Raw genomic sequence first — 26480 nt, 5'->3', positions numbered from 1 at the left:
CGTGCTGGTCAGTTCAGTGGCGCGTCCGAACGCGGGCGCTGCAAGGTGAAGGTGTCGACGGGCGTCAGGTCGCCGTGGGGCCCGTCGAACGTGTAGTAGGTGACCCGCATCCGCGTCAGGCCCTCGCGGCGGTCGCCGGGATCGACGTCGAACGCGGCGAAGCCGCGGTTGTACTTGCGGTCCTGGACGGCAGCCCAGGGCGCCTCCTCGGGGATCCACACCGGCTCGCGGTGGCCGGAGGAGGTCTTGTCGTCCTTGAGGCCGACCAGGACCCGGGCCCGCGGCGTGTCGAAGAGGTCGTCCTGGCTCGTGGCGATGTTGCCGCCCGCGCCGATGACCATATGGACGGTGCCCTTTCCCGTGTCGACAAGGTCGGTGCGGGTGGAGACCGGGACGGGGGTGCGGGCCTCGTTGGGGAGAGTGCCGCGCACCGGGTGGGACCGCTCGTAGTGGTGCTCGTGCCCGCTGACCACCAGGTCGACGCCGTACGCGTCGAACAGCGGGCCCCAGGCCCGGCGCACCCCCAGGTCACTGCCGGCGCTCCGGTGGCTGGAGATCATCGGCTGGTGCATGCACACCACGACCCAGTCGATGCCCCGGTCCGCCCGCGCGGCCTTGAGCTCGCGCTCCAGCCAGCGGTGCTGGGCGCCGCCGGAGTAGCCGCTGATGTAGGTGTCCCCGCCGTCCTGGAGCGCCACGTCGTCGTTGGCGAGGCTGATGAAGCGGACCGCGCCGACCGTGAACGCGTACCACATGCCTCGGGTCTCCTCATCGGAGGAGGCCGACGAGGAGGGCAGTGCGAAGTAGGTCTGGTAGCCGGCGGCGCCGATGGGGCCGTTGCCCTTCTCGTTCTCGTGGTTCCCCGCGCAGGGCATCCACGGGCGCAACCGGGTCGAGCGGCTGTTGTTGATGAACCAGTCCGCCCAGGTCGCCACCCGGCTCGTGCCCCACGCGCCGGCGATCGCGGCGTAGCACAGGTCGCCGTTGACGAAGTTGAACAGCGGGGCGACCCGCTCGACGGCGGAGACGATGTCCGCCGAGGCGGGCGAGCCGACCTGGCTGCTGGTGTGCAGCGGGTAGCGGTTGACGGGGGAAGGGACGCCGTCCGGGAGATGGATGACCCGGCGCAGGTTGGGCGTCGCCTGGTCACCGAAGCTGGTGAAGGTGAACGCGGCGCGGCCGCGCGGTGCCGTGGTGAACGAACCGGTCTCCGGGGTCGCGCCGTCGTGCCCGGCCGCGTACAGGTACGTGGTCGAGGGGTGCAGGCCGGTGATCCGGGCATGATGGACATACACCTCCTCCTTCGACAGCCCGTCCTGGTAGGTGCGCGTCTCGGCCTCGACAACCCGGCCGTCGTGTCCGCCCGCGGGAGAACCGAGCCGCACCTGCGGCCGGCGCACCGACTGCGGAGTGATCCAGGAAACGGTCATCTCCGAGGACGGATCCGAACCGAACTGCAGGTGGACGCCCAGCACCCCGGGCGCGCCCAGCCGGTGCGGCCGGCTCTGCAACAGCGGCCCGGGTGCCGGTGCCGCCGGCGAAGAGGAAGCGGTGGCCTCCCCGGCGGCACCGGCGACGAACGGGACGGCGGCCGCGGCCGAGGAGCCCTTGAGTACAGATCTACGCGTGATCGCCATGAAACACCCTGTTCCCTGGGGGAAGTTGATGATCTTTGGCACTGTAAGCGATCAACACTTGATCTGCCCATGACGATTCTGCGCTCCAGGCCCCCGGCCTGCCGCTTGGCGGCGTCGACCGCCGGGTGCAGCGGCCTGCCGGGACGGGCCGATAGGCGCTACCGCTACGAGGCCCTGTACCGGTAGCGGATCCGGCCGCGGGTGAGGTCGTAGGGGCTGAGTTCTACGAGTACCCGGTCGTACGGGAGGATCTTGATGTAGTTCTTCCGGATCTTCCCGCTGATGTGGGCGAGCACCGTGTGCCCGTTCTGGAGCTCCACCGTGAAGGTGGCATTGCGCAGGCACTCCTTGACGATGCCTTCGACTTCTATGCCCTTTGCTGTTTTCGTCATGCTCTATCGACTCTCTCGTTTTGTGGCGGGTGTTCGCAGGAAACGGACTTGGAAACGAATGCGGTGCGCAGTCCGGCGCGGTGCGATGCGGTGCGCGGTCGGGCGCGGTGCGGTGTGGCGGAGCGTCAGCGGCGGATGAGCTCCAGCGTGCCGGCCGTGCGCCGGGCACCGATGCTCTCGAACAGGGCGGTAGCCGCCGCATTGGCCTCGTCCACCTCGGCCCATGCCGAGGCTTTCCCGGAGCGGTGCAGCGAACCCAGCGTGTGGGCCAGCAGCGCCCGGGCGATGCCGCGGCGGTGCCTGTCGGCCCGGACGGCGATCAGCCCGATACGTGGCTGCCGGGGCAGCGGCACCACCCGGAGAAGTCCCACGTACTGGTCGAAGTGCCGCGCCACCGCGTACTTCGACGGGTCGACCACGGTGGTACCCGCCGGACGGGGCAGCACCTCGGCCGGCATCGTCTGCCATCCGACGGCGGCCTCGACCTCATCGCGGATGACGCGGTCCAGAGCGCGCAGCGGGTCCTCCTGTGCCTCACCGGCGGGGACGATCGTCACGTCTGACGGTGGCTGCAGCGAGCCGAGCCCGGTGACCTGCGGATCGGTGGGCACGAGATAGCCCCACTCGCGGCGAGCGGCGGCGAAGCCGGCCCGCTCCCAGGCGGACCTCGTGGCGTGGTCGGCTTCGTCGACGACGGTGTACAGCGGTGTCGGCAGGTCCGCCAGCATGGCGTCGGCGATGCCGGCGAAGGCCGCGCCGTGCCACGCGTCGATGCTGATGAAGAGCCGCCCGTCGGGCCGGCGCGACGTGTCGCCGCAGCCGAGCACCCGGTCTTCCTCCACAGCGTGCCACTGCGTGTCCGAAATGCGCGTGACCGCAATCGCGTGGTTGCCCGTACCCAAAATGGAATGTTCAGAGTTCATTGGTGTTGCCTCTCAGGAGTGCCTTGCTTGAGGCGCTCCCGGCGACACCTACGTCAATCGCCCACCGTGACGACAAGGGGGAGCACCCACACAGATACAGCCTTCATGGGTCTCACCTCCTCGCGTTCTCTCACGGCTGCCCGAACGTTATCAGCAGGGATCGTTCGGCCCAACGCATTTAATGCCGGGCCGGGAATCACCGACCGCGTCCACCATCCGACGGTGATCAGGCCGCCGCTCTTCGATGCGTGGACGAACCCGGTCGGCCCAGGGCAGCTGATGCGCAAGCCGCCCTGCCGGCAGCACGGGTAGCAGTTGATGGCCAACGTGCTGATCATGCACTGCCGGATGAGGCGGCTTCGGCTGCCGGTCGTATCCCTGACCCTCCCGGGCCGGGGTTCCGGCTCGGTGGGACGTGCCGGACGCCGTCGGATTGCGTGTCGGCGTGTGTACCTGTCGGCCTGTGTACGTGTCGGCGTGTGTACGTGTGTCAGTCGACGGAGTCCATGAAGCGGAGCATCCGGCGGTTGATCTCCTCCGCGTGGTCGATCTGGGGCCCGTGGCCGGTGTCCGAGACGATCTCGGCGCGGGCCCCCGGTATCAGGCGCGGAACGCGCTCCAGCTGCCGCCGCGGGTGCACGAGCAGGCTGCGCCTGCCGAGCACCAGGTAGAGCGGGGTGCGGATGGTGACCAACTCCCCCTCGGACAGGGGCAGCGGAGCCGGGCGGCGGATGCGATAGGCACGGACTCCCGCCCTGACCATCGCGCGCAGCTCGGGCTCGACGAGGACCGGCTGCTCCAGCCAGCGCGCCGGTCGAGGCCGAGCCCGGCGAGCGTCTCCTCCAGCCACCGCGCGGCGTCCTCGGGCCGGTGCAGGGGTCCGCGCTGCACGCTGCGGCCGAGATCGCCGAGGCGCTTCTCCGCGTCGCCGGACGCCGTGGGCTGCACGCCGCGCGGATGCGCGACGTGGCGGCGGAGGCGGGCGTGTCACTGCGGCTGGTGCAGTACTACTTCGAGACGAAGGAGAAGCTGCTCCTCTACGGGCTGGAGCACCTCAGCGAGCGATTCGGCGAACGGGTCGCCGCCCGGCTCCGCGCGGCCGGTGACGACCCGGGCCCGCGTGCGGTGATCGAGGCGATCCTGACGACGTCGCTTCCCACCGACGAGGCCGGCCGCACCTTCCACCTCGTCTTCACCTCCTACGCCATCCTGGCCGTGACCGACGAAGCCCTCGCCGCCCAGCCCTTCATCCGCAGCCCCGAAGCGGCCGAGGATCAGCTCACCGACCTCCTGAGCAGGGCCCGGGACGCGAACCTCACCCACCCCGGAACGGATCCCCGCCTGGAAGCGACCACCCTGCTCGCCCTCGCGGCGGGACTGGGCACGAGCATCCTCGTCGGCCAGCGCAGCCCGGAGTCGGCGGTCACGGTCCTGGAGCGGCAACTGGACCGGATCTTCCGGGAGCGCGCCTCGTAAGGTTTCGGATGTCTTTCGGTCTTCAGTTCTACGGCCGCGGCCGTGACTGCGGTGCGGCCACGGTGCCGGTCACGGGCGGGCCCCTGGTCACACCCGTGACCGGAGCGAACCTACCGGTCATCAACGACGCGAACACGCGCCTCGGTGGTGGCTGTCGGCCGTCAGCCACCCAGCCCCGGCCGGGCCGGGTCTCAGCTGGTGTAGAAGCGCTTCACCGCCTTCAGGAACTCCTTGGAGTCGAGCCGCCCGCTGCCGTCGGTGTCGAGTTCGGTGAAGTACGCCCCTGCCTCTTCGGCCGACATGTCCAGGAAGTCGGCGGCCCGCAGGAACTCGTCACGGTCGAGCGAGCCGTCGTCGTCGCGGTCGAGCAGGTCGAACAGGGTCCGGCACACCTCGCCCTTGCCGGGCCGGTCCTTGGAGCGGAAGGCGGGGGAAGTGCGGGCGGCCACGTACTCCTCCTCCGACAGGGACCCGTCGCCGTCCGCGTCCCCGAGGGAGAGCAGGAACTGCCACTGGTTCTCGTTGGCGGCCAGGAGGGCCTTCCCCTTCTCCGACTCCTCCGGGATGCCGAGCTCGGCCATGAGCCGGTGCGGCGCCCGCAGGAAATCGTTCCGGTCGACAGTCCCGTCGCCGTCCGCGTCCATGCGCCGGAACTCCTGGGCGGGCACGAGCTGAGCGTTCTTGATGATGTCGGTCATGCACGAGAGCGTGTCACCCGCGGACCGCCGGCCGACGAGCCGTACGGGGGCCTTCCCTCCGACGGGTGAACATCGTCAGTGTCCGGTATGGCACTTGACCTGCGCTCCGGTCCTGCAGACGCCTCGCGTGCGGACAGCGGCACGGGCCGGTTGGTTCGCCAGCCGAGGTGGAGAGCCGCCGCAGTGGCCTGCGGCAGGTGACGGATGGGCGACCTGCCGGGCGCTCAGGATGCGGCTCCGGCAGTCGTGGCCCGTCACCTTCGGACACCTCAGGGCGCACCTGCGTGCCCATCTCTCAGCGGCTCCACGGCTTCCTCGCCCAGCCAGGCCGCCGCCTGGACCGCGCCGGCAGCCTTCGTCCCGGAGGAGTTTCCGGCGCTGACCGGCAAAGCCGCGTGCCGGTCAGCCGCCACCTGCTGGCGATCCTGCGATCCGGCGATCCTGTCGGCCGTGAGCGCCTATGAGGTCTGTTACGGAGCGCCTCGCCGACAGGTCAATGCCGCCGGGCCAGCCTCCGGGCCGGGGATGCGCAGGACTCTTCCTAACGGACGACCCTGTAGCTGAGGGCCGGGTAGGCGAAGTTGGCCCAATGCAGGCTGCCGAGCCCGTAGGCCCAGTCGCCGGGCTTGTCGGGCAGGCCGGTCCTGCAGTCGTGGTTGTAGTAGACCTCGATATTTGAAGCGGTGAAGTTGACGGCGGAGAGGGCGGGCTCCGAAAGGTTCTGGCAGTCGGTGTTGCTGATGTCGACCGGGGCCTGTCTGCCGGCCAGGTCTTTTCCTGCGGAGAAGTACGCGACGGAGTTGTGGGGCAGGTCGACTGCGGCAGCGGGCTGGGTGACGACAGCGCCCACCAGTAACGCGGCACCGGCAGCGGCGAGCGCGCCGCTTGCCAGGCGCTTCTTCCGGCGTATAGCCATGGGTGTACTCCCTTGTGAACGACGTCATCGGAGCAGCCTGCGGCCCGGTGAAACGGTCATCGGGCGGCAGCCGCCAAGCTTCTTGCGCATTCAATCACTTAAGCGGACGGCGTTAACTTACTTAATGGGCAATCGAGTTCACAGGCGGAATCCGGTCATCAGCGAACGTGTAGAACTCCGGCCGCCGCTGAGACTTCGCCATCTCGCGCGAGCACCTGGGCGCACGGCACACCGGTGATGGCGGCAGCAGCGTAACGACGGTTGAGAACCCAGCGCTTGAGATCGCCGAGGCGGTAGAGGATCCGGTGCCGCTTCTGCCGGCGCGCGCAAGTCAGCACGCCGCCATCAACTCGCCACCGCAGCACACATCGTTGCATGGGCATCGACGGTCCACGGCGGAGCGCATCGGGGATGTGCGGCGCGTAGGGAGTGGAGTGCCCCGGGCTTCGCCACTGCACTACCCGGCCGAGTGCGCCTGCTCCGGTGGGGCTGGTTTTCGCCTCCGGTGGCCGGGAATCGTCGGTGCGGTGGGGATTGCTGGGACAGTGCTTCCCGTCCGCCCCACCGGTTCGGCCTGGGACGCCCACCGGTCGGTTCCCGGAAAGGCGCAGACGCAACGGCCTGCCTGCTGCAGCTGATCGGAGGAGTTCTTTGCCCGCTGCGAGGCCTGGGAAGCGGCCTGCGGACCGCCCCTCCGCGCCCAGTACCGTTCGTTGCCGGGGTGGAGGAACTTATCCAGGTGTTCTCGGCTGCTTCGAGCAGGACTCGTCCGGTCGGCTCTCTCCCGATCTGCTGCTGCAGGTACTGCATGAGGCGGGCATTCTGCCCGACGACCCCAGGATCGCCGAGACCATCTCCAATCTGGATCGCGCGAGCTCGGGCTCCGCTCAGTCGCCGGCCCAGCCGCTACTGCTGACCGGGGAGGAGTTCTCCGCCATCACCCAGCTCAACCGCGGCCTCATCGAACGGGCGGCCCGCGGGGAGCTCGCGGTTCCTGACTTCCCTGCGCTCGTGGACGATCTCCGGCGCATCCACCAGGAGGTCCGTGCCGACCGGAGGGGCGCGGTCGCCGCGTACATTCCCCAGCTCGCGCGGGTGGATCCGGACCAGTTCGCGATTTCGGTGTGCACGGTGGACGGGCAGCGTTTCTCGATCGGGGATGCGGACGTGAACTTCTGCCTGCAGTCGGTGTCCAAGACCGTCAGCTACTGCCTCACCTTGGAGGAGCACGGCCCTGACACCGTCCACCGTCATGTGGGACGGGAGCCGAGCGGGCAGGGCTTCAACGAGCTGACCTTCAACAAGGCGGGGCTACCGCACAACCCGATGATAAATGCCGGGGCCATCATGAGCTGCGCGCTCATCCGGCGCGGCCTGGATGCCGCGGATCGCTTCGACTACGTGGCTGAGACCTGGAAACGCCTCGCGGGCGGGCGCAGCGTCGGTTTCAACAACTCCGTCTACCTGTCCGAGCGCAGTACCGCGGACCGTAACTTCGCCCTCGGCTACTCGATGCGGGAACGCGGCGCCTTCCCGCCCGGCACGGACCTCTTGGCCACCCTGGAGTTCTACTTCCAGTGCTGCTCGATCGAGGTGGACGCACAGCAACTGGCCGTTGCGGCGGCTTCCCTGGCCAATGCCGGGGTGTGCCCGTTGACGGAGGATCCCGTGTTCTCCGCCCAGACGGTGCGTCACTGCCTGTCACTGATGTCCTCGTGCGGCATGTACGACTTCTCGGGCGAGTTCGCCTTCACCATCGGACTGCCCGCGAAGAGCGGGGTATCCGGTGCCTTGATGCTGGTCGTGCCACAGCTGATGGGCATCGCCATCTGGTCGCCCCGTCTGGACGCCCAGGGGAATTCGGTGCGGGGGATCGAGGTCTGCCGGCACCTGGTCGACTGCTACAACATCCACACCTACGACTTGCTCACCGGCACCGGTCCCGGCGCCGCTGCCGGGACCGGGACCGGGACCGGGACCGGCAAGCGTGACCCCCGCCGCAAGCGCCAGCAGAGTGCCATCGAAGGCATCGTGGGACTGTGTTTCGCCGCCAGCCAGGGTGACCTCAACGAGATCCGCCGCCTCGCCGCCTGCAATGTCCCCCTTGGGGCCACCGACTACGACGGACGCACCGCCCTGCACCTGGCCGCGGCGGAGGGGCACCGGGAGACCGTGGAATTCCTGCTGTCCGTGGGGGTCGACCCGAAGCCGGTGGACCGCTGGGGAGGGACGCCCCTGGACGACGCCAACCGGGCGGGTCACCGGCATCTGGCCCGGCTGCTCGCCGACGCCGCAAGGTCGTAGCGCGGGCCGGGTGGGGCCGGGACGTGCTCAGGGCCAGTAGGCGTGGCGGAGGGCGACCAGGACGGGCAGCAGCTCCGTGGCCGGCGGCAGGTGTCGGCCACGCGCCGTGACGATGTCCCAGGTGCCGTCGTCGGTGCGGTGAGCCGTACCCAGAACGACGGGGCGGGTGATGTCGGTGACATCGTGGAAGACGACGGTGTCGCCCTGTGCGCTGACGCGATAGGAGCGGCCCATGCACCGGATGGCGACCGGCCGGGCGGTCACCTCCGCGATCTGGAGTGTCCGACCGGCGCGGACGGGATCGGCGCTGTCCGCGGATCCCCCCGGCGGGGCTTCGCCATCAGACTCCATTGGTTACCTTTTGCAGCAGGGCAATTACTATCTGTAAGGATAGAGATCCGGGCGAGCGCCTACGAGAGCGCTTACGCGACAGACGGTGGATTCAATGGGCACATAGTGGTGAGAGGGGCGCACAGGGAGTCCGTACCACCGCCCGAAGTGCGACCCCGGCGCGCCGGACCGGCGGGGCCAGCAGGCCACGTTGCCCCGGCCGCCCCGGGTCACCCCTCTCCCCCGGGGTGACCGCCCGATCCTCGCTGGTGCGGCGCAAGAAACAGCACACACTTCGTCGTAGCCGCTCAGCTCACCGCAGGTGCCGGAGGAAGACGTCACTCCCCCCGTTGGTGTCCTTGGGCACGAGATTGCCGGCCCCGCTGTCGAACACCACCGTGCGGCCGGACAGATCGACACCGAAATTCAACGTGAACTCGTTCGCCTGAGTCCCGTCCGACGCGACATTGACGCGCTCCATCGCGCCGGTCCGCAGGTCGCGCGCGAATACGTCCTCCTTGCCGTTGGTGTCGCCCGGAACCAGGTTGGACGCGCCGGACGTGAAGAACGCGTACCGGTTGTCGGCGCTCATAGCCACGTGCCCGTAGGACATGCCATTCGCCTCGGCCCCGTCGGCCGCCACGCTGAGCCGCCGGGTGACGCCGGTGCGCAGATCCGTGGCGAAGGCATCCGCGGTGTCGTTGGTGTCGCCGGCGACGATGTCGCTGTTGGCGCTCATGAACAGCGCGTAGCGCCCGTCCGGGCTCAGACCGATGTCGGTGAGAACCGCTGACTTCGCCCCGGTGAGGGTGTGCGCAGCCAGTTCGGTGCGGCCTGTGCGCAGCTCATGCGCGTAGAACACGCGGGCCCGCGGCCGTGCCCGCAGGCCCTCGTCGGCACCCGCTTGGGGGACCAGGTTGGAGGCCCTGCTCTTGAACCCGATGCGGCTACCGTCCGCGCTGATCACCGGGGAGATGGAGTCGCCGTCCGCCTGCGTGCCGTCGGAGGCGACGCTGACACGCTTGACGGTCCCCCGCCACCGGTCCTTCACGAACACGTCCCGCGCGTCGTTGGTGTCCCCGGGCACCAGGTCGCTGCGAGTGGAGAGGAAAGCGACGTAGCGACCGTCCGCGCTGATCGATGGTTCGCTGTTGTCGACGCGGATCTGCTTCGGATCCCCGATGAGGATTTCGGTGCGCCGGGTCCAGCGGTCGCGCACGTACACCTCGGTACTGCCGGTGGGATTGCCACCCGGCACGAGGTTGGTGGCGTCCGAGCTGAAGACGACATACCGGCCGTTGCCGCTGACCGCCGCGTCCCGCGTCGCGCCGTCGGCAAGTGTGCCGTCGGTGGCCACGCCGACCCGCTCGACCCTGCCGGTACGCAACTCCTTCACGAACAGGCCGCCCTTGCGGGGGTCGCCGGGGATCAGATTGCCAGCCCCCGAGCTGAAGACGACGACGCGACCATCGCCGCTGATCTTCCCCTGCCCCGACTCGCCGTTCGCCTCCGCGCCGTCGGCGGCGACGCTGACCCGCTCGGTGCGCGCCCGGTGCCCTCCCGTTGCGGCGGCCGCCGGCAGCACCGTCACACAGGTCCCTAAGACCGCCGCCACGACGGCCGTCCGTCTGAGATAGCGCATGCGACTCTCCCTGCTGAAGCAACGGATGGTGTACGAGCCGAGGGAAGCCAACAGCCTCGCGAGGCCCGTGGTCAACAAGGAGGAGCCGGCTCCGGCCCGCGCCTGCCCGCAGCAGTGCTGGGGTACTGAGCTATGCCCTTCCCGACGCCGGTACGTTCTGATCGGCGCACCATCCCGGAATTCGGGCACGCAGGGCCTGGATGGGCCAGTCAAGTACGGGGGCCAGGTTCTCCGGAGCGGGCCAGCCGTTGACCACGGCGAGCAGTTCCGCATACCTCTGCCTGCGGGGTTCGTTCGCATTCTCCAAACGGGCCAGCAGCTGCCTGCGGAGCTCCATGTCGTCTGGGCGGCCGACGCAGCGCGCGTACTGAGCCGTCAGTGCCGCGACAGTCGGATCGGCCTGAGGTGACGTGGGTGCTAGGCCGGCCGCCAGTGCTGGGCCGACCTGGTCGCGGACGGCCGCGATCAGGTCGCGGCGCACGACCGCGACGTCGCCCTGGGCATGCTCGGCCGACCGGTCCTCGGCTATCCGGCGCATGCCGGCGCGAAAGTCCGGGTCCTGGGACAGTTCGGCCAGCTCCACCCATGCCTGGACCTGCTCGGTCTCCGGGTTGTCGGGCAGCTCAGGGGTCATCGAGTTTCTGATCCCTGCGAACCGGGGGTCGGTGCCGGGGCCGCCGAAGACGGCGTCGAGGAAGTCGCTGATCAGACGTCGGCGTTCGTCCTCGGAGAGCTTGGCCAGCTTGTGCATGAGATCCGTCTCCTCAGGGGTGGACCCGCGCTCGGCCACCGCGGTCAGCACCGCTCGCCGCAGGCGCAGGGTGCTGATCTGCACCGCCAGGGCCTCGGCGTGCGCCGCCGCCACCTCGGGAAGCGAAACCTCCTGATCCACGACCTTGCGGATCGTGGGAAGGTCCAGTCCCAGGTCGCGCAACGTACGCACGAGGTCCAGGCGTGCAGCAGCGGTGATGTCGTAAAGCCGGTAGCCGGCGGGGCTGCGTTCGACCGGCACCACGATCCCGCGATCGGAATAGAACCGGATGGTCTTGACCGTCAGCCCGGTCCGCCGGGCCAGGTCGCCGATCGTGGAGAGCGTGTCGCCGTTCATGTCCCCATCTTCGGGTCTCCCCCTACTGGAGACTCAAGCTCATCGGCCGGCGGCAGCGAATCACTCACCCACGAGCCTTGAGCATCACTACCGGCTGCCATCGGCCGACGCACGCCGGCTCAGTAGCCGGCTCCCGGATCCGCTCCGGCGGTACGTGGCGACGAGGACGGCCTTCGCGGCCTTGAGGAGTGCGTACTCGCCGTCCGCCTTTGCCTGGTTCAGGCCTCCGCCGTTATCCGAATACGTTCCTGCCGCAGAGACCGTGCGCGGTCCCGAGGACCGCCGAAGCCTGCTTTCCGGAGAGCTCGAGTTCCTGCTTGGTCTTCTTGACCTGGTCGACGAGGGCCTGCCCGCGAGCGAGGCAGAGTGCGTTGCCGTGCGTCACGAGCACGTCGTCGCTGATGCGGTCCAGGTCCGGATAGTGCTCCCGGATCGTCTTCAGATAGAGCTTGGCCGACAGCGCCGTCAGCCCGCGCACTTCCTCGGGGGCGGCTGACGGGCTCTTGGACGGGGCATCCGAGGCGGACGTGGATGCGGGTGTCGGTATGGGTGTGGGTGTGGATGCCGATGTCGCCGGGGCGCTTGAGCCGCTGTCACCGGACGGGCCGCACGCCGATACACCGAGAGCGGCGACCGCAAGACAGACAGCGAGCAGAGGCAGACGCTTGTGCATGAATCTCCTGATACGCAATTGAACAGAGAGATTCTCCCTCATGTCCCGATCCGCTCCGCTCTAGGGGGGACGGCGCGCGGGGCCGGGCACGGGAGGGAGAGGGCACGCCCCTCCAGAGGAGCGCGGACCGTGCCGGGCCGCCCGCGAGATCCTCGAAGAGGTCGGGCACCGCAGAGCATGCCCAGAAGACCGCCGTGACCGCGTACCAGGCCGATGTTCCAACGCCGCACCACTTCGGAGGTGAGTAGGTGCACCCAGAGAGCGGGTGGGGCTGGTAGGCATCCCTCCGCGTACCGAACCGAACGGGGCGGCCAGTAGGCTTGTGGCCACTGCCGTTCAGTCGTCGAACACGACCACAGGCCAGGCAACAAATGGGCTAGCATCACACTGCGTGATCACGGTAGCCACCTGGAACGTTCTCCACCGCGTCCACGCCGAGAACTGGGGCGAGGATGTCCTGAAGTACTGGCCGGACGAGTCGGAGCGGATCGCCGCCGTCACGGCGCGGCTGGTGGGACGAGCCGAGCAGGTCATCGCTCTGCAGGAGGTCAGCGGTGACCAACTGGCCAGCCTCCGCCTTGCGCTGACCGGCCGGACTGTCCACTCGTTGCGGTATCCGCGCGTCCCAGCACCACGCCAGGGCCGCTGCTCACTACGCGACCCCGGGGAGTACCTCGTGCTCCTGGTCAACGGGCCGAGCCGGGAAAACGTCACTGAGTCCTTCGAGGACGACCGGGGGAAGGGAACGCTCGCCGTGGAGGTCGCCGGGACGCTCGTCGTCGCCACCCACGTGAGCGGGGATCAGCGGCGCACCCGCCAGCTGGCGCGCCTGGCCGAACTGGCCGCCGCTCCCCCGGGACACGCGGCAGTTCTCCTCGGTGACTTCAACACCGACCGTGCCACCGTGGCGTCGGCACTGGGCACTGGCTTCACCGTCGCGGACCTCCCGCCAGACGCCCTGCCGACAAGGCCGCACACGTCAGGCTCGGCGTCACCGTGGATCGACCACGTGGTCGTACGAGGCGCTGGTGTCAGCGGCGCGGTGGTCGAGAGCACGGACGGACTCTCAGACCACAACCTCGTCCGCGCGTCCATCACCACGTGAGCCCCCCGCCCGGGCCCTCGGCAACGGGCTCCGGCGGAGGCTCCCGACTCCCGGCACGCGTCTACGCCTTCCTGACCAGCCAGTCGTGGGTGACAACACGGATTCGCGGCCCCGCAGTTGCCCCACTCCCCGTCCCGGCACGCCTTGAGCCTCTCCTCGTCCACGCGCTCTGCGCGCGAGCGCCGCGTCCGCCTCACAGATCGAGTTCGGCGACAAGGGCGCCGTGATCGGAGGCCTGGTCGCCCGGTCCGTGCACGTCGGGGAACGGGCTGCCGAACTCGAAGATGCCGCGCCGCTCCACCTCCACCTCGGTCACCTTGGCGAACAGCTCCGGCGAGAACATCAAATAGTCGATCTTCTCGTCTGCCGTGCACTTCCCGTGGGTGCCGGGCGGTCCCTCGTAGCTGGCATGGGTCATCGCGTCCTGCAGTCCTGTGGCCAGGAGGAACGACAGCGGCACGCTGTCCGGGGTGTCATTGAGGTCCCCGGCGACCACGACATGGGCCGAGCGCTCGAGGGCGGCCTGGTAGATCTCGGCGACGCGCTCGCCCTGGAGCTTGCGCTTGTCGGCGCCACCGTCGCCACGCTTGCTCTTGAAGTGGTTCCCGAGCAGCCACAGCGGCTCGCCGCCGATGTCGATCTCGAATTCCGGGCAGTCCCGGCTGAAGACGAGCCGGGAATTCTTCTTGTCGAAGATGTGCGAGCGTATCGAGGTGATGGGGCGGCGGCTGAACAGCCCGACGTCGATGCCACGCTCGTCGTTGCCGTCGATCAGCATGTTGAAGGGATACGCTTCCGCGCCGATCTGGCCGTGCAGCACCTGTGTGTTAAAGCGGTCCAGGGTGAGCCGGTCCTCGATCTCGACCATCAGCAGGACGTCGGCCTCCACCGCGGCGACCACTCTGGCGGTGTTCTTGACAGCGGGCAAGCTGAGGTCGTCCGTCTTGAGCTCGGCCCAACCGACCCAGGAGGGCCGCCCCACCACCTCGGGCCTGACCTCGATGTTCTTGCCCTCACCCTTGAGCAGCCTCGCATGTCCCCGGGTCTCGTTCACCAAGATCGTCCGGGTGGATGTCTCCTCGGGGGCATCGACGCTGTGGGCCAGGAGAATCTCGATGATTCTGTCCTTGTCGCCGGACGAGTACGTCGGGTGGTCGAGGATGCCGACGAGCTCTCTGAATTCGTTGAGCACGGTATTACGTACGCCGTCGTTCCCGATACCGAAGACGACGGGCCGCCGGAAGAGGTTCTCGGCGTTGAAGGTGGCGATGCGGATACTCATGCTGCCTCCTCACATACACCTTTTATTCTCCGGCGGCGAGTCGGGGCTGTCGATCGGAGCGGGCCGCTCCCGGAGAAGCCGCCCTGACGCGTCAGCCGCCGCGACGCCGGCAAGGGGTGCCGGCCATCACCGCGCCGTCCAGGCAGTGGCCCGCATACGTAACCTCACTCTCGGCCGATCCCGATCCCGGTCCCGGTCCCGGTCCCGGTCACAACACAGCCGGTTGCCACAAGGTAAGCACTGACAAATTAGTGGGTACTTGTGGCGCCTGAGTCGCCGAGCGAGTCTGGTGCAGGCCCGACAGAGAAGCGGGACGCATACGAAGCACGGCTCACAGGCAAGGAACTGACATGAAGCACGGGCACGTTGTCGCCAACGGTGTGGACATCTCCTATGTGGAGGAGGGCGACGGCCCGCTGGCACTCCTGCTCCACGGATTCCCGGAATCCGGGGAATCCACCTACCGGCACCTGATTCCTGCGCTCGCCGAGGCCGGATACCGGGCCGTCGCCCCGAACATCCGCGGGTTCGCCCCGTCCGCCCTGCCGGCCGACGGCAGTATGCGGCTGACCGACCTCGTGGCCGACGCGAACGGCCTGCACGAGCAGCTGGGCGGCGATGGAAACGCCGTCATCATCGGCCACGACTGGGGCGCGGCGACCACCTGGGGCGCGGCTCACACCGAGCCGGAGCGCTGGTCGCGGGTGGTGGTCAGCGACGTACCGCCGCTCGCGTTCTTCGGGGAGTACGCGAGCACCTACGAGGGCATCGAGCGGCTGAACCACTTCTGGTTCTTCCAGACGGCCATGGCCGACGAGGTACTCGCCGCGAACGACATGGCGTGGGTGCGCCAGGTCATGCAGGACAAGTGGACGGCGGCCGATTACGACGCCACGGAGGACTTCGAGGCGGTCAAGAAAGCCCTTGGGGAGCCGGCGCGGCTCCGTGCCGCTATCAATCTCTACCGGATGAATTTCGCCCCGCACGAAATGGGAACGCCGGAATGGTCGGCCCGTCATGCCGAGCTCTGGGGCGAGGTGCCGACCCAGCCGACGCTGTATCTGCACGGTACGGAGGACAAGAGCGTCGTCATGGACGCGGAAGGCCTGGCGGCCGTCGGCGCGTCGCTGTCGCCCGGGTCCGAAGCCGCTTTCGTCCAGGGCGCGGGTCACCTCGTACCTGCGGAGAAGCCCGTCGAGTACAACGAGCGCGTCCTCCGGTTCCTGGGCAAGGAGCTGTCGTCGGCTTCGTGAGCGACGTGCTGCACGCGGCGGCGGCCGCCGCCGCGATCACCATGAGGGCGCGGTTCATCCGCGCCTCCCCTTTCACCCCTGCACGCCCGGCAGCCGCAGCCGCCTCAGCCCGCCGGGGGCGATATCGCGACGTCCACGGACGGCCGTCCCGTTCCCCAGGGGCCTCGCCCCTTCGCGCCCCCGAAGGAATTCGCGGTGGGGCATGAGCCTCCCTCTCGCACTATCGCCCTTTATATGCCGATTTACCCATTGGCCGGATGTAATCACTTCAGTTCAGTTGTTGTCGGCATATTCATGCTGACCCGTGCCGCGCATGCCATGATGCCGCCCGGTTCCACGCCCACTCGTCGCCCATGTCCGGGGAGAAGAACCCATGGCGTTATCGCTCGACGAGCTGCTCGGCCTGTTCCCCGACTCCGGTGAGGACTTCCTCCTGCCCGTCGACCGGCTCGGGGACATCCCCGGCATCGGCCCGCTCCTGGAGACCTGGCTGGCGTCGTCCGACCTGACCGTGGGCGGCGCCGTTCCCAACCGCGGCGAAGTGACCGTCCAGGGCACGTACTCCTTCACCGTGGTCGAAGGTCCCTGCCCCGTCCTCGTCTCCTTCACCGTGGACGCCGCCATGCTGGTCACGGGGATGGCCCTGGACTTCACCCTCCCGGCGACGGAGGACGACGCCGGCGAAGAGGACTCCTTCGCCCCGCACCTGGTGCTGTCCGCGACCGGCCAGGGGCTGTCCGCCGCGCTCGTGCTGAAGTTCTCCGACGCGGACGGCAAGCCCAAGGAGATGGCGTTCACCGCCACCCTGGACGGCACCACGGTGATCGGCGACTGGTCGTCCGACGACGGCCTGTCCTGGAACGACGTCGCGCACGCGATCGGCTCCGCCCCCGCCGACCTGCCCGATCAGCTGGTCCCCGTGCTCAAGCAGGTCGCGTTCGCCTACGACAAGCGCAAGAAGGCGTTCGTGTTCTCGGCCGCCACCGAGTACGTGCAGCTCGCCTTCGCGTCGCTGCCGCACCGGGCCGGTACGGGCGCCGCCGGGCCCCGGATCCGCGTCGTGCTGCTGCAGGGGAAGTACGAAGCGGGCCTCGCCGACCTGCCCTCGATCGGTGACCACGCCCCGGTCGAGGACGACCTGGTCTTCGCCGGGCTCCAGGCCTTCCACCTCTCCGCCGCGCTGAAGGCCCGCAAGGTCAAGGCCCTCAACGACCTGATGGCCAACACCGGTGTCAACCTGGGACTGCCCAGCCGCAACCTCACCGCAGGCGCCTCACTGGCCGTCACCGCGGGCATCGCCACCACGGTCAAGAACTACGCCCTCGTCTACCCGCTGCGCCGCAAGCCGCCGGCACCGGGACCGGGGCCCGTCCCGACGCCACCACCCAGCCTGCCGGCCACCGTGCAGGAGGATCCGGACGACGTTCCCGCGCAGGCCAGCATCCCGGTCGGCGCGACGTTCGGCCCGCTGCGGGTGTCCGAGATCGGCCTGTCCTACGCGAACGGCACGGCGCGGATCACCATCGACGCCACGGTCGACGCCGGCGGGATCGAGCTGAGCGCGTCCGAACTCGGTTTCGCCGTCGGCCTGGACCACGGCGACTGGACCTTCCGAGCCACCCTCAGCGGCCTGGGGCTGTCCTACGACCGGCCGCCGGTCAGGATCGGGGGCGCCTTCCTCGTCAAGGAGTCCGATCCTCCCTACGACATGCTGTTCGCGGGCATGGCCGTGATCGAGGCGCGGTTCGCCGCCGTCAAGGTCCTCGGCGCGTACGCCCGGGCCGAGGGCGGCTACCCGTCGCTGTTCCTGTACGGGGTCCTCGCGGGCCGCAAGGGGCTCGGCCCGCCCCCGTTCCAGGTCCGCGGGATCGCCGCCGGCTTCGGCTACAACAGCTCCGTCCGGCTCCCCGCACCGGTCCAGACGCCGGAGTTCCCGTTCATCTCCGAACTCGGTCACGGCGGTGTGCAGCGCCCGCCCCTGGAGGTGCTGGACGACCTGCTCGACGGCCACGGGGACCGGCCCCCGTGGCTGACCCCGGCGGACGGGCAGGTGTGGTTCGCCCTCGGCATCGACTTCACCGTCTTCCAGCTGGTGGACGGCCAGGCGCTGGCGATCGTCGAGTTCGGCGACGACTTCACCGTCGCCGTCCTGGGCCTGGCCACGGCCGCGTTCCCCGTCCGGCGGCGCGGCTCCGGCGGAAAGGCGTACGCCCAGGTCCAGCTCGCGATGCAGGCGCTGTACACCTCGCGCGACGGCATGCTCGCGCTGGCGGCGGAGCTCACGCCCGAGTCGTACGTCCTGGACCCCGAGTGCCGGCTGACGGGCGGCCTGGCCTACCGCACCTGGTTCGGCGGACCGCACAAGGGCGACTTCGTGTTCTCCCTCGGCGGCTATCACCCGGCGTTCGACCGGCCCGATCACTATCCGGTCGTGCCGAGGCTCGGCTACACGTGGGGCATCTCCAGCGTCGTCACCGTACGCGGCGAGGCGTACTGCGCGCTGACCCCGTCGGCGCTCATGGCCGGCGGCCGGCTGGAGGTGTCGTTCCACTCCGGCATCGTCGAGGCCTGGCTGGTCGCCAGGGTGGACGCGCTGGTCCAGTGGAAGCCCTTCTACTTCCGGCTCGGCATCGGCGTCCGCATCGGCTTCGCGGTCGACCTGTGGCTGTTCACCGTGCGCGGCGAGGTCGGCGTCGACCTCGACGTGTGGGGCCCGCCGGTGGGCGGCATCGCGACCGTGCACCTGTGGTGCATCGACTTCGACGTGGCGTTCGGTGCGGGCGGCAAGGACAAGCCCGACCCCGTCCCCTGGAGCGAGTTCCAGGAGCAGCTGCCCGCGCGCGACCAGATGCTGCGCATCACTCCGCTGACCGGCATCCTGCCCGAGGACGAGGGCACGCGTGCCCGCCGGATGCAGGCCGGTGACGACCGCTGGGTCGTCTCCGCCGACGGCTTCTCCTTCGCCACGTCCACCGCCCTGCCGGCATCGCGGGCCACGGCGGGGTCACGGCAGGTGAACGGCAAGGCCCTCGACATCCGGCCCATGGAGGCCACCGGGCAGTCGTCCGTCCATAGCCTCAAGGTGTTCCTCGGCGGCGACCCGTTCGACCCCTTCGACCCGGAGATCCCGGAGCAGCGCCGCTGGCGGCTCGACCCTGTCAAGGACAATGTCCCGGAGGCCCTGTGGGGCACGGGCGACCCTGCGGACGAGGACTTCAGGCCGGCCCCGATCATCGAGGACCAGCTCACCGGGCTCGGCGTCACCGTGCCCAAGCCCGTGGACGGGCCGACGCCGGGCCGGATGACCGACGTCTCCCTCGGCTTCGAGAGGCTGGACCCCAGCGACGCCCTGCCGATCAGCCCCGCGGACCGGCCCACCGGCCCCGTGCCCCGGCCCTGGCAACCGGGCGACGACCCCACCAGCATCGGCACGATCGCCGCCGGCATCGCCACGACCACCGTGCCCGCCCGCGACGCGCTCTACGCCGAGCTGACCGCGCTCGGCGTCGCGCCGCCCTCGCACGACCGCCTGGACGACTTCGCCGCCCTCGCGGACAACACGTTCACCGCCGAACCCATGACGCTCGGCCCCGCAACGCTCTGACACCCCCAACCGCGCGAGGGAATCCGCCATGACGCAGCCCGACGCCGCCGGAACCGCCGGGGACGAGACCGAGACTCCCCGGTTCGACGTCTTCTTCCACGACGACCACGTCGCGCCCGCTCCCGGGGGCCTCTACCGGCTCACGCTCGAACACGAGATGTCCGGCGACAAGATCGGCAGCGACAAACTGCCGGCCGTCGAGCAGGAATTCGAGATCCGGACGCCGCAGTTCACCATCGACGCGTCCTTCGTCCACGCCCTCCACCCCGCCCCCGCGGCAGTCGGCTCCTTCGAGCGCGTCCTGCCCCACATCACGCTCAACCGGCTCATCCTCCCCTGGGAGCGCGCCGTCAGCCCGGACCTGACGGGCCTGCCCTGGACGGCCCTGCTCCTCTTCGCCGAGGAGGAGCTGCCCGGCGACCCCAAGGCCCAGGGACGCGCCGACACGAGGACCGTACGCGAGTTCCTCTCCACCACGGACAGCGACGTCCTCCTCCCCCGCGTCGACCTCGACGACGTCCCGCCCGAGCTGTGGGACAGCACGTGCACCACCATCGACGTCCCGGCCGCCGTCTTCAAAGACCTCGTACCGCGCCGGGCCGACCTGCCGTTCCTGTGCCACGTGCGCAAGGTCCGGCCGTGGCAGCCGCCCGGGGCGGCCGCGGCCTCCGGCGAGACCCTGGAAATCGGCGACTACGCGGTCGTGGTCGCCAACCGCTTCCCCCGCACCGCCGGGCGCTACGCCGCCCACCTCGTCTCGCTGGAGGGATTCGCCGACCACCTCGACGGACAGCAGCCCGGCCGGCCGGTCGTGCGCATGGTCTCCCTGTGGTCGTGGTCCTTCGAAGCGCGGCCCGACCCCACCGGCCACTTCGACGCGCTGATCCGGCACATGGCCGAGGACCCGGCAGGGCTCGGACTGCGCCTGCGCCCCCGGCAGCCCGCCGGCGCGCGGACCGCCGCCACCGACCGCCTTGATCTGGGCTACGCGCCCGTGGACTACGTCCTGCCGTCCGGGGAGCGGACCTTCGGCTGGTACCGGGGTCCCTTCACCCCGGTCGTGGCCCCGGCCGTCCCCCGCCCCGCGGAGGGCTACCGGCAGGCCGACGAGGCGCTCGTCTACCTCACGGACACCGGCGTCTTCGACGTCAGCTACGCCGCGGCCTTCACCCTCGGGCGTTCCCTCGCCCTCTCCGACGACACCCTGGCGGCCGCGCTGTCGGCGTTCCGGTCCCGGGCGCGCCACATCGCCGGGCGTGCGCTGATGCGGACGCGGACACCGCTGGCCACGGCGCCGGGCCGGGCGCATGAGCGCTTCCACGAGCTGATGGCCGGTGGGCTGGGGCACCGGCTGCACACCGCGGCCACCACCACGGCCGCGGAGGCGCGTACGCGCGGCGCGACGGCGCCACGGATCCGGGCCGGCGGCGTCCCCCGGCCCCCGGCCGTCGCAGCCCTCCTGGACCGGTTGCGCGACGACCGGGCACGGCAGGGGCTCCGGGCGGCGCTGTCCGCCCACCTCACCCCGCTGATCAGCGCGGTCGACCAGGTGAAGCTGCTGGCGGCGACGCCTCTGAGCCACCTGGTGCCCGACGCGCGCATGCTGCCCCCCGAGAGCCTGCGCTTCTTCCACGTCGACCCGCAGTGGTGTACCGCCCTGCGCGACGGCGTGCTGAGCACGGGCATCGGCACGTCGCTCGACGCCGCGGTCAACCGGCTCGCCCACGAGGCGCTGGACGAGCCGCAACCGCTCACCGGGCTGCTCATGCGGTCCGCGCTCGTACGGAACTGGCCCGACGTCGTCGTCGAGCCGCGCGTCACCGGCGCCGACGGCGAGCCGGAGCCACTGACCGTTGCCCACCGCGTGGTCATCGGTCCGGACCTGCTGCTGTGCCTTTTCGAGGGTGTTCCCGACGAGGTGCGGTTCCGCGAACCGCACGAGGGCATCCACTTCGGCGTCGACGAGGGCGAGCGCATCGGGCTGCGCAGGCTCACCGAGCCGGTCGGCGCGTCACTGGAAGGAGGCACGTTCCCGCCCGAGGGCGAGGAGGGCATCACTCGCTTCCTGCGTGCCGTCGACGGCGGGGAAGAGGCAGAGGTCCTCGGCCTCGCCGCGGACTCGGACCCCCTGGTCCCCGCCATGACCGTGGCACTGCGGGCGGCCGGGCAGCTAGGCCCGGACGACCCCCTCTCCCCCGGCGCGTTCGCCGTGGAGCTCGTCAACGCCCCGCAGTGCATCACCTTCTCCCCCTCCTCCGCCTCCGCTCCCTCCTTCGATCAGCCCGGCCGACAGTGAGGACCCGCACGATGAGCTCCCAGCCGCCCCTGATCGTCCCTGTCCAGGTGGACGCGTTCCTGGTGAACGAGCGCGTGCGCAACAACCAGCCCCACCACCGCTGGTACGCCGACTTCGAGCAGCTGGACAAGCGGCAGCAGCCCGAGCCCGACCCGTTCGACGAAGCGCCCGGAAAACCGGGGCTCGGCGTTCACGTGCAGTGGCTGCTGCCCGACGCCCTGCGGCGCGGCCGGCAGGACGGCCCTGCCGGCAAGGTGGAGTTCCCGGTCGTTCCCAACCGCTGGCTCGTCGTCCGCTACAGCCGACCGGCGGACCGGCCCGAAGAGACGCCGGCCGTGGCCGGCTGGGTCGTCGACAGCGACTACCTCGACTACGACGAGGGCACGAGCGCGTTCCTCGACCCCTTCGAGGAACGGCCGACGCCCACCTACATCGGCAGGGCCCACGACCTGGCCGACGGCCCCTGGACCGAGCCCGAAGGGCGCCGGAAGTTCCTCACGGCGGTCGGGCCCGGCCTGCCGACCTTCGCCACGTACCAGCCGTACAGCGAGAACGTCTTCTCCCTCCACGACCCGCTCACCGGCCTCCCCGGCCCCGCCCTGCTGGGCTACGCCGTCGTCGGCTGGTACTCCGACCCCACGTGGGACGTGCTGCACGCGCCGCCGGACGGCGACGTCCGGGAACTGCTGGCGTCCCTGCGGTGGTCCACGACCGGCTCCGCGGCAACTCCCGCCCGGTCGTTCTACGCGGGCACCGCCCTCGGCCTCCACTGGAACCTCAAGGGCGACCCTCCGACCCCGGGCAAACCGGACGTGCGCGATGTCGACGTCGCCGTCGGGCACATCGTCACCGACGCCGAGACCGCCCTGGTCCCGCCCGCGCTGAACGACCCCGAGGCGGCCCTGCTGTGGGAGGCGTTCACCTACGACCTGCTCGACGTCCTCGACGACGGCGACGAAACGGCCCTCGACCAGGCCACCCGCCGCACCTGGTTCGACGCCGAGCCGGGCGGCTACTCCTGGCGCATCGTCGACCGCCCCGCCCCGGAGGGCGACGCGTGGCCGCAGCGGACACCGCAGCAGATCGCCGAGGAGCGGCGCTGGCTGGCCGAGCTGAACCAGGTGCAGGAGGAGCACGACGCCGCCTCCCGCGAGCTCGCCCACACTCAGCGCCGCTTGTACGGCCTGTGGTGGCTGCACGGCCGTCCCAGCCGGCCCGCCGGCTGGGACGCAGCGTACGAAGCCGAGATCAGGCCGGGGGTGGAAGGCACGCTGGCCTGGCAGGTCGAGCAGCAGATCGACACCCTCTTCGGCGCGGGCGGCCTGCGCTCCCGCATCCCCTGGGGCGACACCGCCGAGGACCTCGAAGCCACGGTCCGGGCCTACGCCGAGAAGCACGGCCTCGCACCGGGCCGAGAGCTGCAGCGGTGCGCCGACCCGGCGTTCCACAGCACCCCCGACCCGTCGGTGATCGTGCGCGGCGCCAAGCTGGACCGGCAGCTCACCGACGAGAACGCCCTGCCCTGCCGGGCCCCCGGTGAGACCGTGACCGGCATCCGCATCGGCGGGGACATGGTCCGGCCGCCCGACGACGTACCTGCTCCTCCGTTGCCGCCGCTGCCGGAGTCCGGTGTGCTGCCCGCGCTCCTCGGGGAGTTCTTCCTCCTCGACCGCGCCGCCGTCACACCCGGCTCGGAGCCCGGCACGACGGCCCTGGAAGAAGCCCTCGCCCACAAGGAAACCCACGTTGACGGGGAAGTCGCCCGGTGGATGCGGCTCTGGGCGCAGCCCTGGTCGCCGTTGCACCTCATCTGGCGGATGAAGTGCTACCCCACCCCGTACCGCAGCGGGGACGAGGACAACTGGTACTTCGACGGCACCCGCTACCGCTGGCTCCGGGACAGGCCCGTCGGTCCCGACGGTTTCGTCAACGGGCGTGCCCTGCTCAACCCGCTGCCCTCCTTCAACACGCGCTCCCGCCTGGCGCAGCACGCCCGCACGTACCGCAGCGGGCCCGTGGCCGAGCTCAACGCACTGCGTGCCGGGGCCGGGGACTGGGACCAGTTGTCCCAGCGCATCCTCGGCGTCAACCACTGGCTGGCCCAGCACTCTCCGGCGACCGGCATCGCCCCCTCTCCGGACTCGGATGACGAGCGCGAGCTCGTGCCGCTGGTCGACAACAGCCGTACCCGGGTCTCGCTGAGCGAGGTACCGGACCCCGGTCCGGCGTCCGGATCCGGTTCTCCCCGCGAGTTCCGCCCCGTCAGGGCCGGGCAGATCGCCTTCGAAGAGCTCCACGTGATCGACCGGTTCGGCCAGTCGCTGGCCGTCATCAGCCCGGACAACGTGGAACAGTTCAGGGTGGATCGCGCCGACAGCGTCACCCCGGGCATCCCCGTGATCCCCGACAACGCGTACCGGTGCATCGAGCTGCCCCCGCGCCTGCTCCAGCCCGCCCGGCTGCGCTTCGACTACGTCTCGGCCCGCGACGACCACCACCGCATCGACGTCGACGCCGGCCCCCGGGAGGCCGCGGGCGAAAGCCCGGTGTGCGGATGGCTGATCGCCAACCACCTGTCCGGGTCCCTCCTCGTCCACGACCCGGACGGCGGCGGGCTCGGGGAGATCCGGATCGTGCTCGACACCGCGCACCGGCCGGTGCCGACGTGGTATCCGCTGCCCGGCTCCGCCTACCCCGATCCCGACCCGGAGACGGAGTCGGGGCGTGCCTTCGCCGCGGCCCTGCCCCACCTGCACGGATTCGTCACCGAGCTCCTGCGCGGCGGGGCTCCCGCCTTCACCCAGCTGTTCTCCGTCATCGACAGGGCCATGTCGGCGACCGCGCACGGCGGGGACGACGACAGCCTCGCCGCCTTGGCGGGGCGCCCGATGGCGCTGCTCCGTTCGCGGCTGCGGTTCGAGCTCAACGGTCCCGCGATGACGCCCTCGTCCTGGGACGACGTCATCAGCCCGCCGCCCGTACCGGAGTTCACCGGCTACCTGTGGAACGTCCGGCTGGGGGCCGGGGACATGCTCGGCGACGGGCTGGCCGGATTCTTCCGCGGCACCGACTACACGCGACTGCACGCCGTCCCGGAGCCGGAGCCGCAGGCCACGGACGCGGAGTACGCGGTCCCCATCGACGGCAGCGAAATCGCGCTGCCCGCGCGGCCGGCGGCCGCTCCCTCGCCGGAGTCCCGTACCCGGGACGAGGAGACCGCCGCCTGGGTGACGCTGCTCGCCGACCCTTGGGCGGCCGTCCACGCCGTGACCGACATCCTGCCCGTGGGCCGGCTCCTGCTGCCGCCTACCTGGGTGCGCGAGCCCCTGGCCCGGATGAAGTTGTCGTTCCGGATGAGCCCGCTGCTGGCGGGGACCCGCATGGTGACGGACGAGCAAGGCGGTACGCCCACCGCGCACGTCGTCATGCCCGGCCCCTCCGGTTGGCGCGGCACGTGGGCCTGGGCCGAACCGGTGGCCGCGAGCCGGTCCGTGCCGGCGCCCGACGGCCCGGCGGTTCCGGCCGAAGGCCCCGGAGCGTGGACCGTCCGCCCCCTCACCACCCCCGACGCGGCTCTCTCCCTGTCGGACGCCACCCCGGCCGCCCGTACCGGATTCCTGCAGCTCAGCGGCGCGCTGGGCGAGACCGACGAGATCCGGCGGCGCCCGCCCGCGCAGGGCGGCCCGGCCCCGACCACCAGGAGCACCTCATGACCTCCGCGGCCACCGCGCTGTCCTACAGCGTCCACACCAGCCCTGCCCCGCTGCGCGTCGGCACGGAGGAGGCCCCCGCCCGCGCCACCGTACGCATCACTCTCACCAACTCCGGCCCGGATCCCGTCCCCTGCGACACGATCGCCTTCACCCTCCCGGTCGGCAGCGGACCTGACGCGCTCACGGCCGCACCGGACACCATCAGGGCGGCCACCGATGACGCCGGCTGGTCGGCCGGGCACCAGGGCGGCGGTGTCGTTCACGTGCGCCCGGCCGCGCCCGGCACCGAACTGAAGCCGGGTGCCCGAATCATGGTCACCCTCGCGGACGTCACGGTGAACCACGCCGTCGGCGCGGTCACCATCGGCATCAGCGAGAGCCGGGGCACGGGTGACGGCGCGGAGAAGCTCCGGCGCGTGCCCGGTGACCTGCGGCTGGCCAAGGCGTCGCCGACCGCGATGCTGGAGGACTTCCGCCCGGACCGGGTCGACGTCCCCAACGGCGAGCCGGTGAGGCTGACCTGGAAGTGCGAGGTGGGACCCGACTACGAGATCTTCTACGGCGACCAGCGCCGCATGGTCAACGATTGCATCGACGCCGACGGCAACGGCGCATGGACGTCGCCCTCCCTCACCAGCGCCACCGCGTTCATGCTCCTGGGCCGTAACGACCAGGTCACCTACGGGCTCACCACCGCCGTGACCGTCAACGTGCCCGACCTCGAGGTCGGCGACCTCGACGCCAACGGCTCCGTCAGCCTGTTCGGACAGGCCGCGGAGATCGCCGGGGGCACGGAGAGCAGCCCGGCGGAGTACGTGGCCGACACCGACGGCGTGATCACCGGCTACATCAAGACCACGCAGGACCAGGTGCCTGCCGAGCTCAAGGTCTTCGTCACTCCTCCGGGGCTGAGGCGGCAGCAGTTCGCGACGCAGTCGTGGGACGCCACGGGCGGCACGCTCAACCAGGAGGCGAGCCTGTTCGTCCCGGTGCCCAAGGGCTCTCGCGTGCGGGTGGTCCAGAAGGGCGACACGAACTTCACCGCGGCCCTGACCTGGTTCCCCTTCGGCGCGGGCTCCCTGGCCCCTCCCCCTCCCTCTCAGTGATCTGTTCCGACCTCAGTGCACC

General features: G+C 70.4%; 18 protein-coding genes and 1 pseudogene. 8 read left to right on the top strand and 11 right to left on the bottom strand.

Annotated features, from left to right (window positions below):
• Positions 1-8: 8 nt before the first annotated feature.
• The 4 genes and pseudogenes from ACOTKD_RS18935 to ACOTKD_RS18920 form a co-directional block, all read right to left on the bottom strand.
• Positions 9-1637, bottom strand: a complete 1629-nt coding sequence (locus ACOTKD_RS18935) for a purple acid phosphatase family protein (RefSeq protein ID WP_424890137.1) — start codon at positions 1635-1637, stop codon at positions 9-11.
• Positions 1638-1801: 164 nt separating this feature from the next.
• Complete coding sequence (gene infA, locus ACOTKD_RS18930) at positions 1802-2029, bottom strand: translation initiation factor IF-1 (protein ID WP_424890136.1); 228 nt, start codon at positions 2027-2029, stop codon at positions 1802-1804.
• Positions 2030-2154: 125 nt separating this feature from the next.
• Entirely contained in the window at positions 2155-2952 is a 798-nt protein-coding gene (locus ACOTKD_RS18925; RefSeq protein WP_424890135.1) for a GNAT family N-acetyltransferase, read from the bottom strand.
• 490 nt (positions 2953-3442) lie between these two features.
• Positions 3443-3861: pseudogene (locus tag ACOTKD_RS18920) on the bottom strand (alpha/beta fold hydrolase); the annotation flags it as partial.
• On the opposite strand from ACOTKD_RS18920, the gene ACOTKD_RS18915 reads away from it, so the two are divergent.
• Complete coding sequence (locus ACOTKD_RS18915; RefSeq protein ID WP_424890134.1) at positions 3823-4428, top strand: TetR/AcrR family transcriptional regulator; 606 nt, start codon at positions 3823-3825, stop codon at positions 4426-4428. The pseudogene ACOTKD_RS18920 and the gene ACOTKD_RS18915 sit on opposite strands and share 39 nt — an antisense overlap.
• A gap of 191 nt (positions 4429-4619) precedes the next feature.
• Here ACOTKD_RS18915 and ACOTKD_RS18910 read toward each other — a convergent pair whose 3' ends face one another.
• Complete coding sequence (locus ACOTKD_RS18910; protein WP_424890133.1) at positions 4620-5126, bottom strand: EF-hand domain-containing protein; 507 nt, start codon at positions 5124-5126, stop codon at positions 4620-4622.
• 541 nt (positions 5127-5667) lie between these two features.
• Positions 5668-6042 (bottom strand): hypothetical protein, encoded by a 375-nt coding sequence (locus ACOTKD_RS18905; RefSeq protein ID WP_424890132.1) that lies wholly within the window; start codon positions 6040-6042, stop codon positions 5668-5670.
• A 651-nt stretch (positions 6043-6693) separates the two neighbouring features.
• Here ACOTKD_RS18905 and glsA point away from each other — a divergent pair.
• Positions 6694-8346, top strand: a complete 1653-nt coding sequence (glsA, locus tag ACOTKD_RS18900; RefSeq protein ID WP_424890131.1) for a glutaminase A — start codon at positions 6694-6696, stop codon at positions 8344-8346.
• 27 nt (positions 8347-8373) lie between these two features.
• Here glsA and ACOTKD_RS18895 read toward each other — a convergent pair whose 3' ends face one another.
• From ACOTKD_RS18895 to ACOTKD_RS18880, 4 genes are all read right to left on the bottom strand, one after another.
• Entirely contained in the window at positions 8374-8580 is a 207-nt protein-coding gene (locus tag ACOTKD_RS18895; RefSeq protein ID WP_424890130.1) for a hypothetical protein, read from the bottom strand.
• Between the two features lie 409 nt (positions 8581-8989).
• On the bottom strand, positions 8990-10267 hold the full coding sequence (locus ACOTKD_RS18890) for a hypothetical protein (RefSeq protein WP_424890129.1): 1278 nt from the start codon (positions 10265-10267) through the stop codon (positions 8990-8992).
• A 181-nt stretch (positions 10268-10448) separates the two neighbouring features.
• Positions 10449-11426, bottom strand: coding sequence for a MerR family transcriptional regulator (locus ACOTKD_RS18885; protein WP_424890128.1), 978 nt, complete (start codon positions 11424-11426; stop codon positions 10449-10451).
• Between the two features lie 232 nt (positions 11427-11658).
• The gene (locus ACOTKD_RS18880; RefSeq protein WP_424890127.1) at positions 11659-12099 is read right to left on the bottom strand and encodes a hypothetical protein; all 441 of its coding nucleotides are present in this window, start codon (positions 12097-12099) and stop codon (positions 11659-11661) included.
• A 391-nt stretch (positions 12100-12490) separates the two neighbouring features.
• On the opposite strand from ACOTKD_RS18880, the gene ACOTKD_RS18875 reads away from it, so the two are divergent.
• A complete protein-coding gene (locus ACOTKD_RS18875) occupies positions 12491-13204 on the top strand; it encodes an endonuclease/exonuclease/phosphatase family protein (protein WP_424890126.1) in 714 nt (237 codons plus the stop codon).
• A gap of 193 nt (positions 13205-13397) precedes the next feature.
• On the opposite strand, the gene ACOTKD_RS18870 is transcribed toward ACOTKD_RS18875, so the two are convergent.
• Positions 13398-14486: an endonuclease/exonuclease/phosphatase family protein gene (locus ACOTKD_RS18870; protein WP_424890125.1), complete on the bottom strand. Its 1089-nt coding sequence runs from the start codon at positions 14484-14486 to the stop codon at positions 13398-13400.
• A gap of 350 nt (positions 14487-14836) precedes the next feature.
• Between ACOTKD_RS18870 and ACOTKD_RS18865 the strand changes: the two genes are divergently transcribed.
• From ACOTKD_RS18865 to ACOTKD_RS18845, 5 genes are all read left to right on the top strand, one after another.
• The gene (locus ACOTKD_RS18865) at positions 14837-15739 is read left to right on the top strand and encodes an alpha/beta fold hydrolase (RefSeq protein ID WP_424890124.1); all 903 of its coding nucleotides are present in this window, start codon (positions 14837-14839) and stop codon (positions 15737-15739) included.
• A 373-nt stretch (positions 15740-16112) separates the two neighbouring features.
• Entirely contained in the window at positions 16113-19343 is a 3231-nt protein-coding gene (locus ACOTKD_RS18860) for a DUF6603 domain-containing protein (RefSeq protein ID WP_424890123.1), read from the top strand.
• 28 nt (positions 19344-19371) lie between these two features.
• Positions 19372-21639: a hypothetical protein gene (locus ACOTKD_RS18855; protein ID WP_424890122.1), complete on the top strand. Its 2268-nt coding sequence runs from the start codon at positions 19372-19374 to the stop codon at positions 21637-21639.
• 11 nt (positions 21640-21650) lie between these two features.
• Complete coding sequence (locus tag ACOTKD_RS18850) at positions 21651-25352, top strand: hypothetical protein (protein WP_424890121.1); 3702 nt, start codon at positions 21651-21653, stop codon at positions 25350-25352.
• Positions 25349-26458: a hypothetical protein gene (locus ACOTKD_RS18845; protein ID WP_424890120.1), complete on the top strand. Its 1110-nt coding sequence runs from the start codon at positions 25349-25351 to the stop codon at positions 26456-26458. The genes ACOTKD_RS18850 and ACOTKD_RS18845 overlap by 4 nt, the downstream gene beginning before the upstream one ends.
• Positions 26459-26480 lie beyond the last annotated feature (22 nt).

Source organism: Streptomyces sp. XH2, assembly GCF_049725035.1.
GTDB lineage: Bacteria > Actinomycetota > Actinomycetes > Streptomycetales > Streptomycetaceae > Streptomyces > Streptomyces roseoverticillatus.
This window is presented reverse-complemented; position numbering and strand designations above follow the sequence as displayed.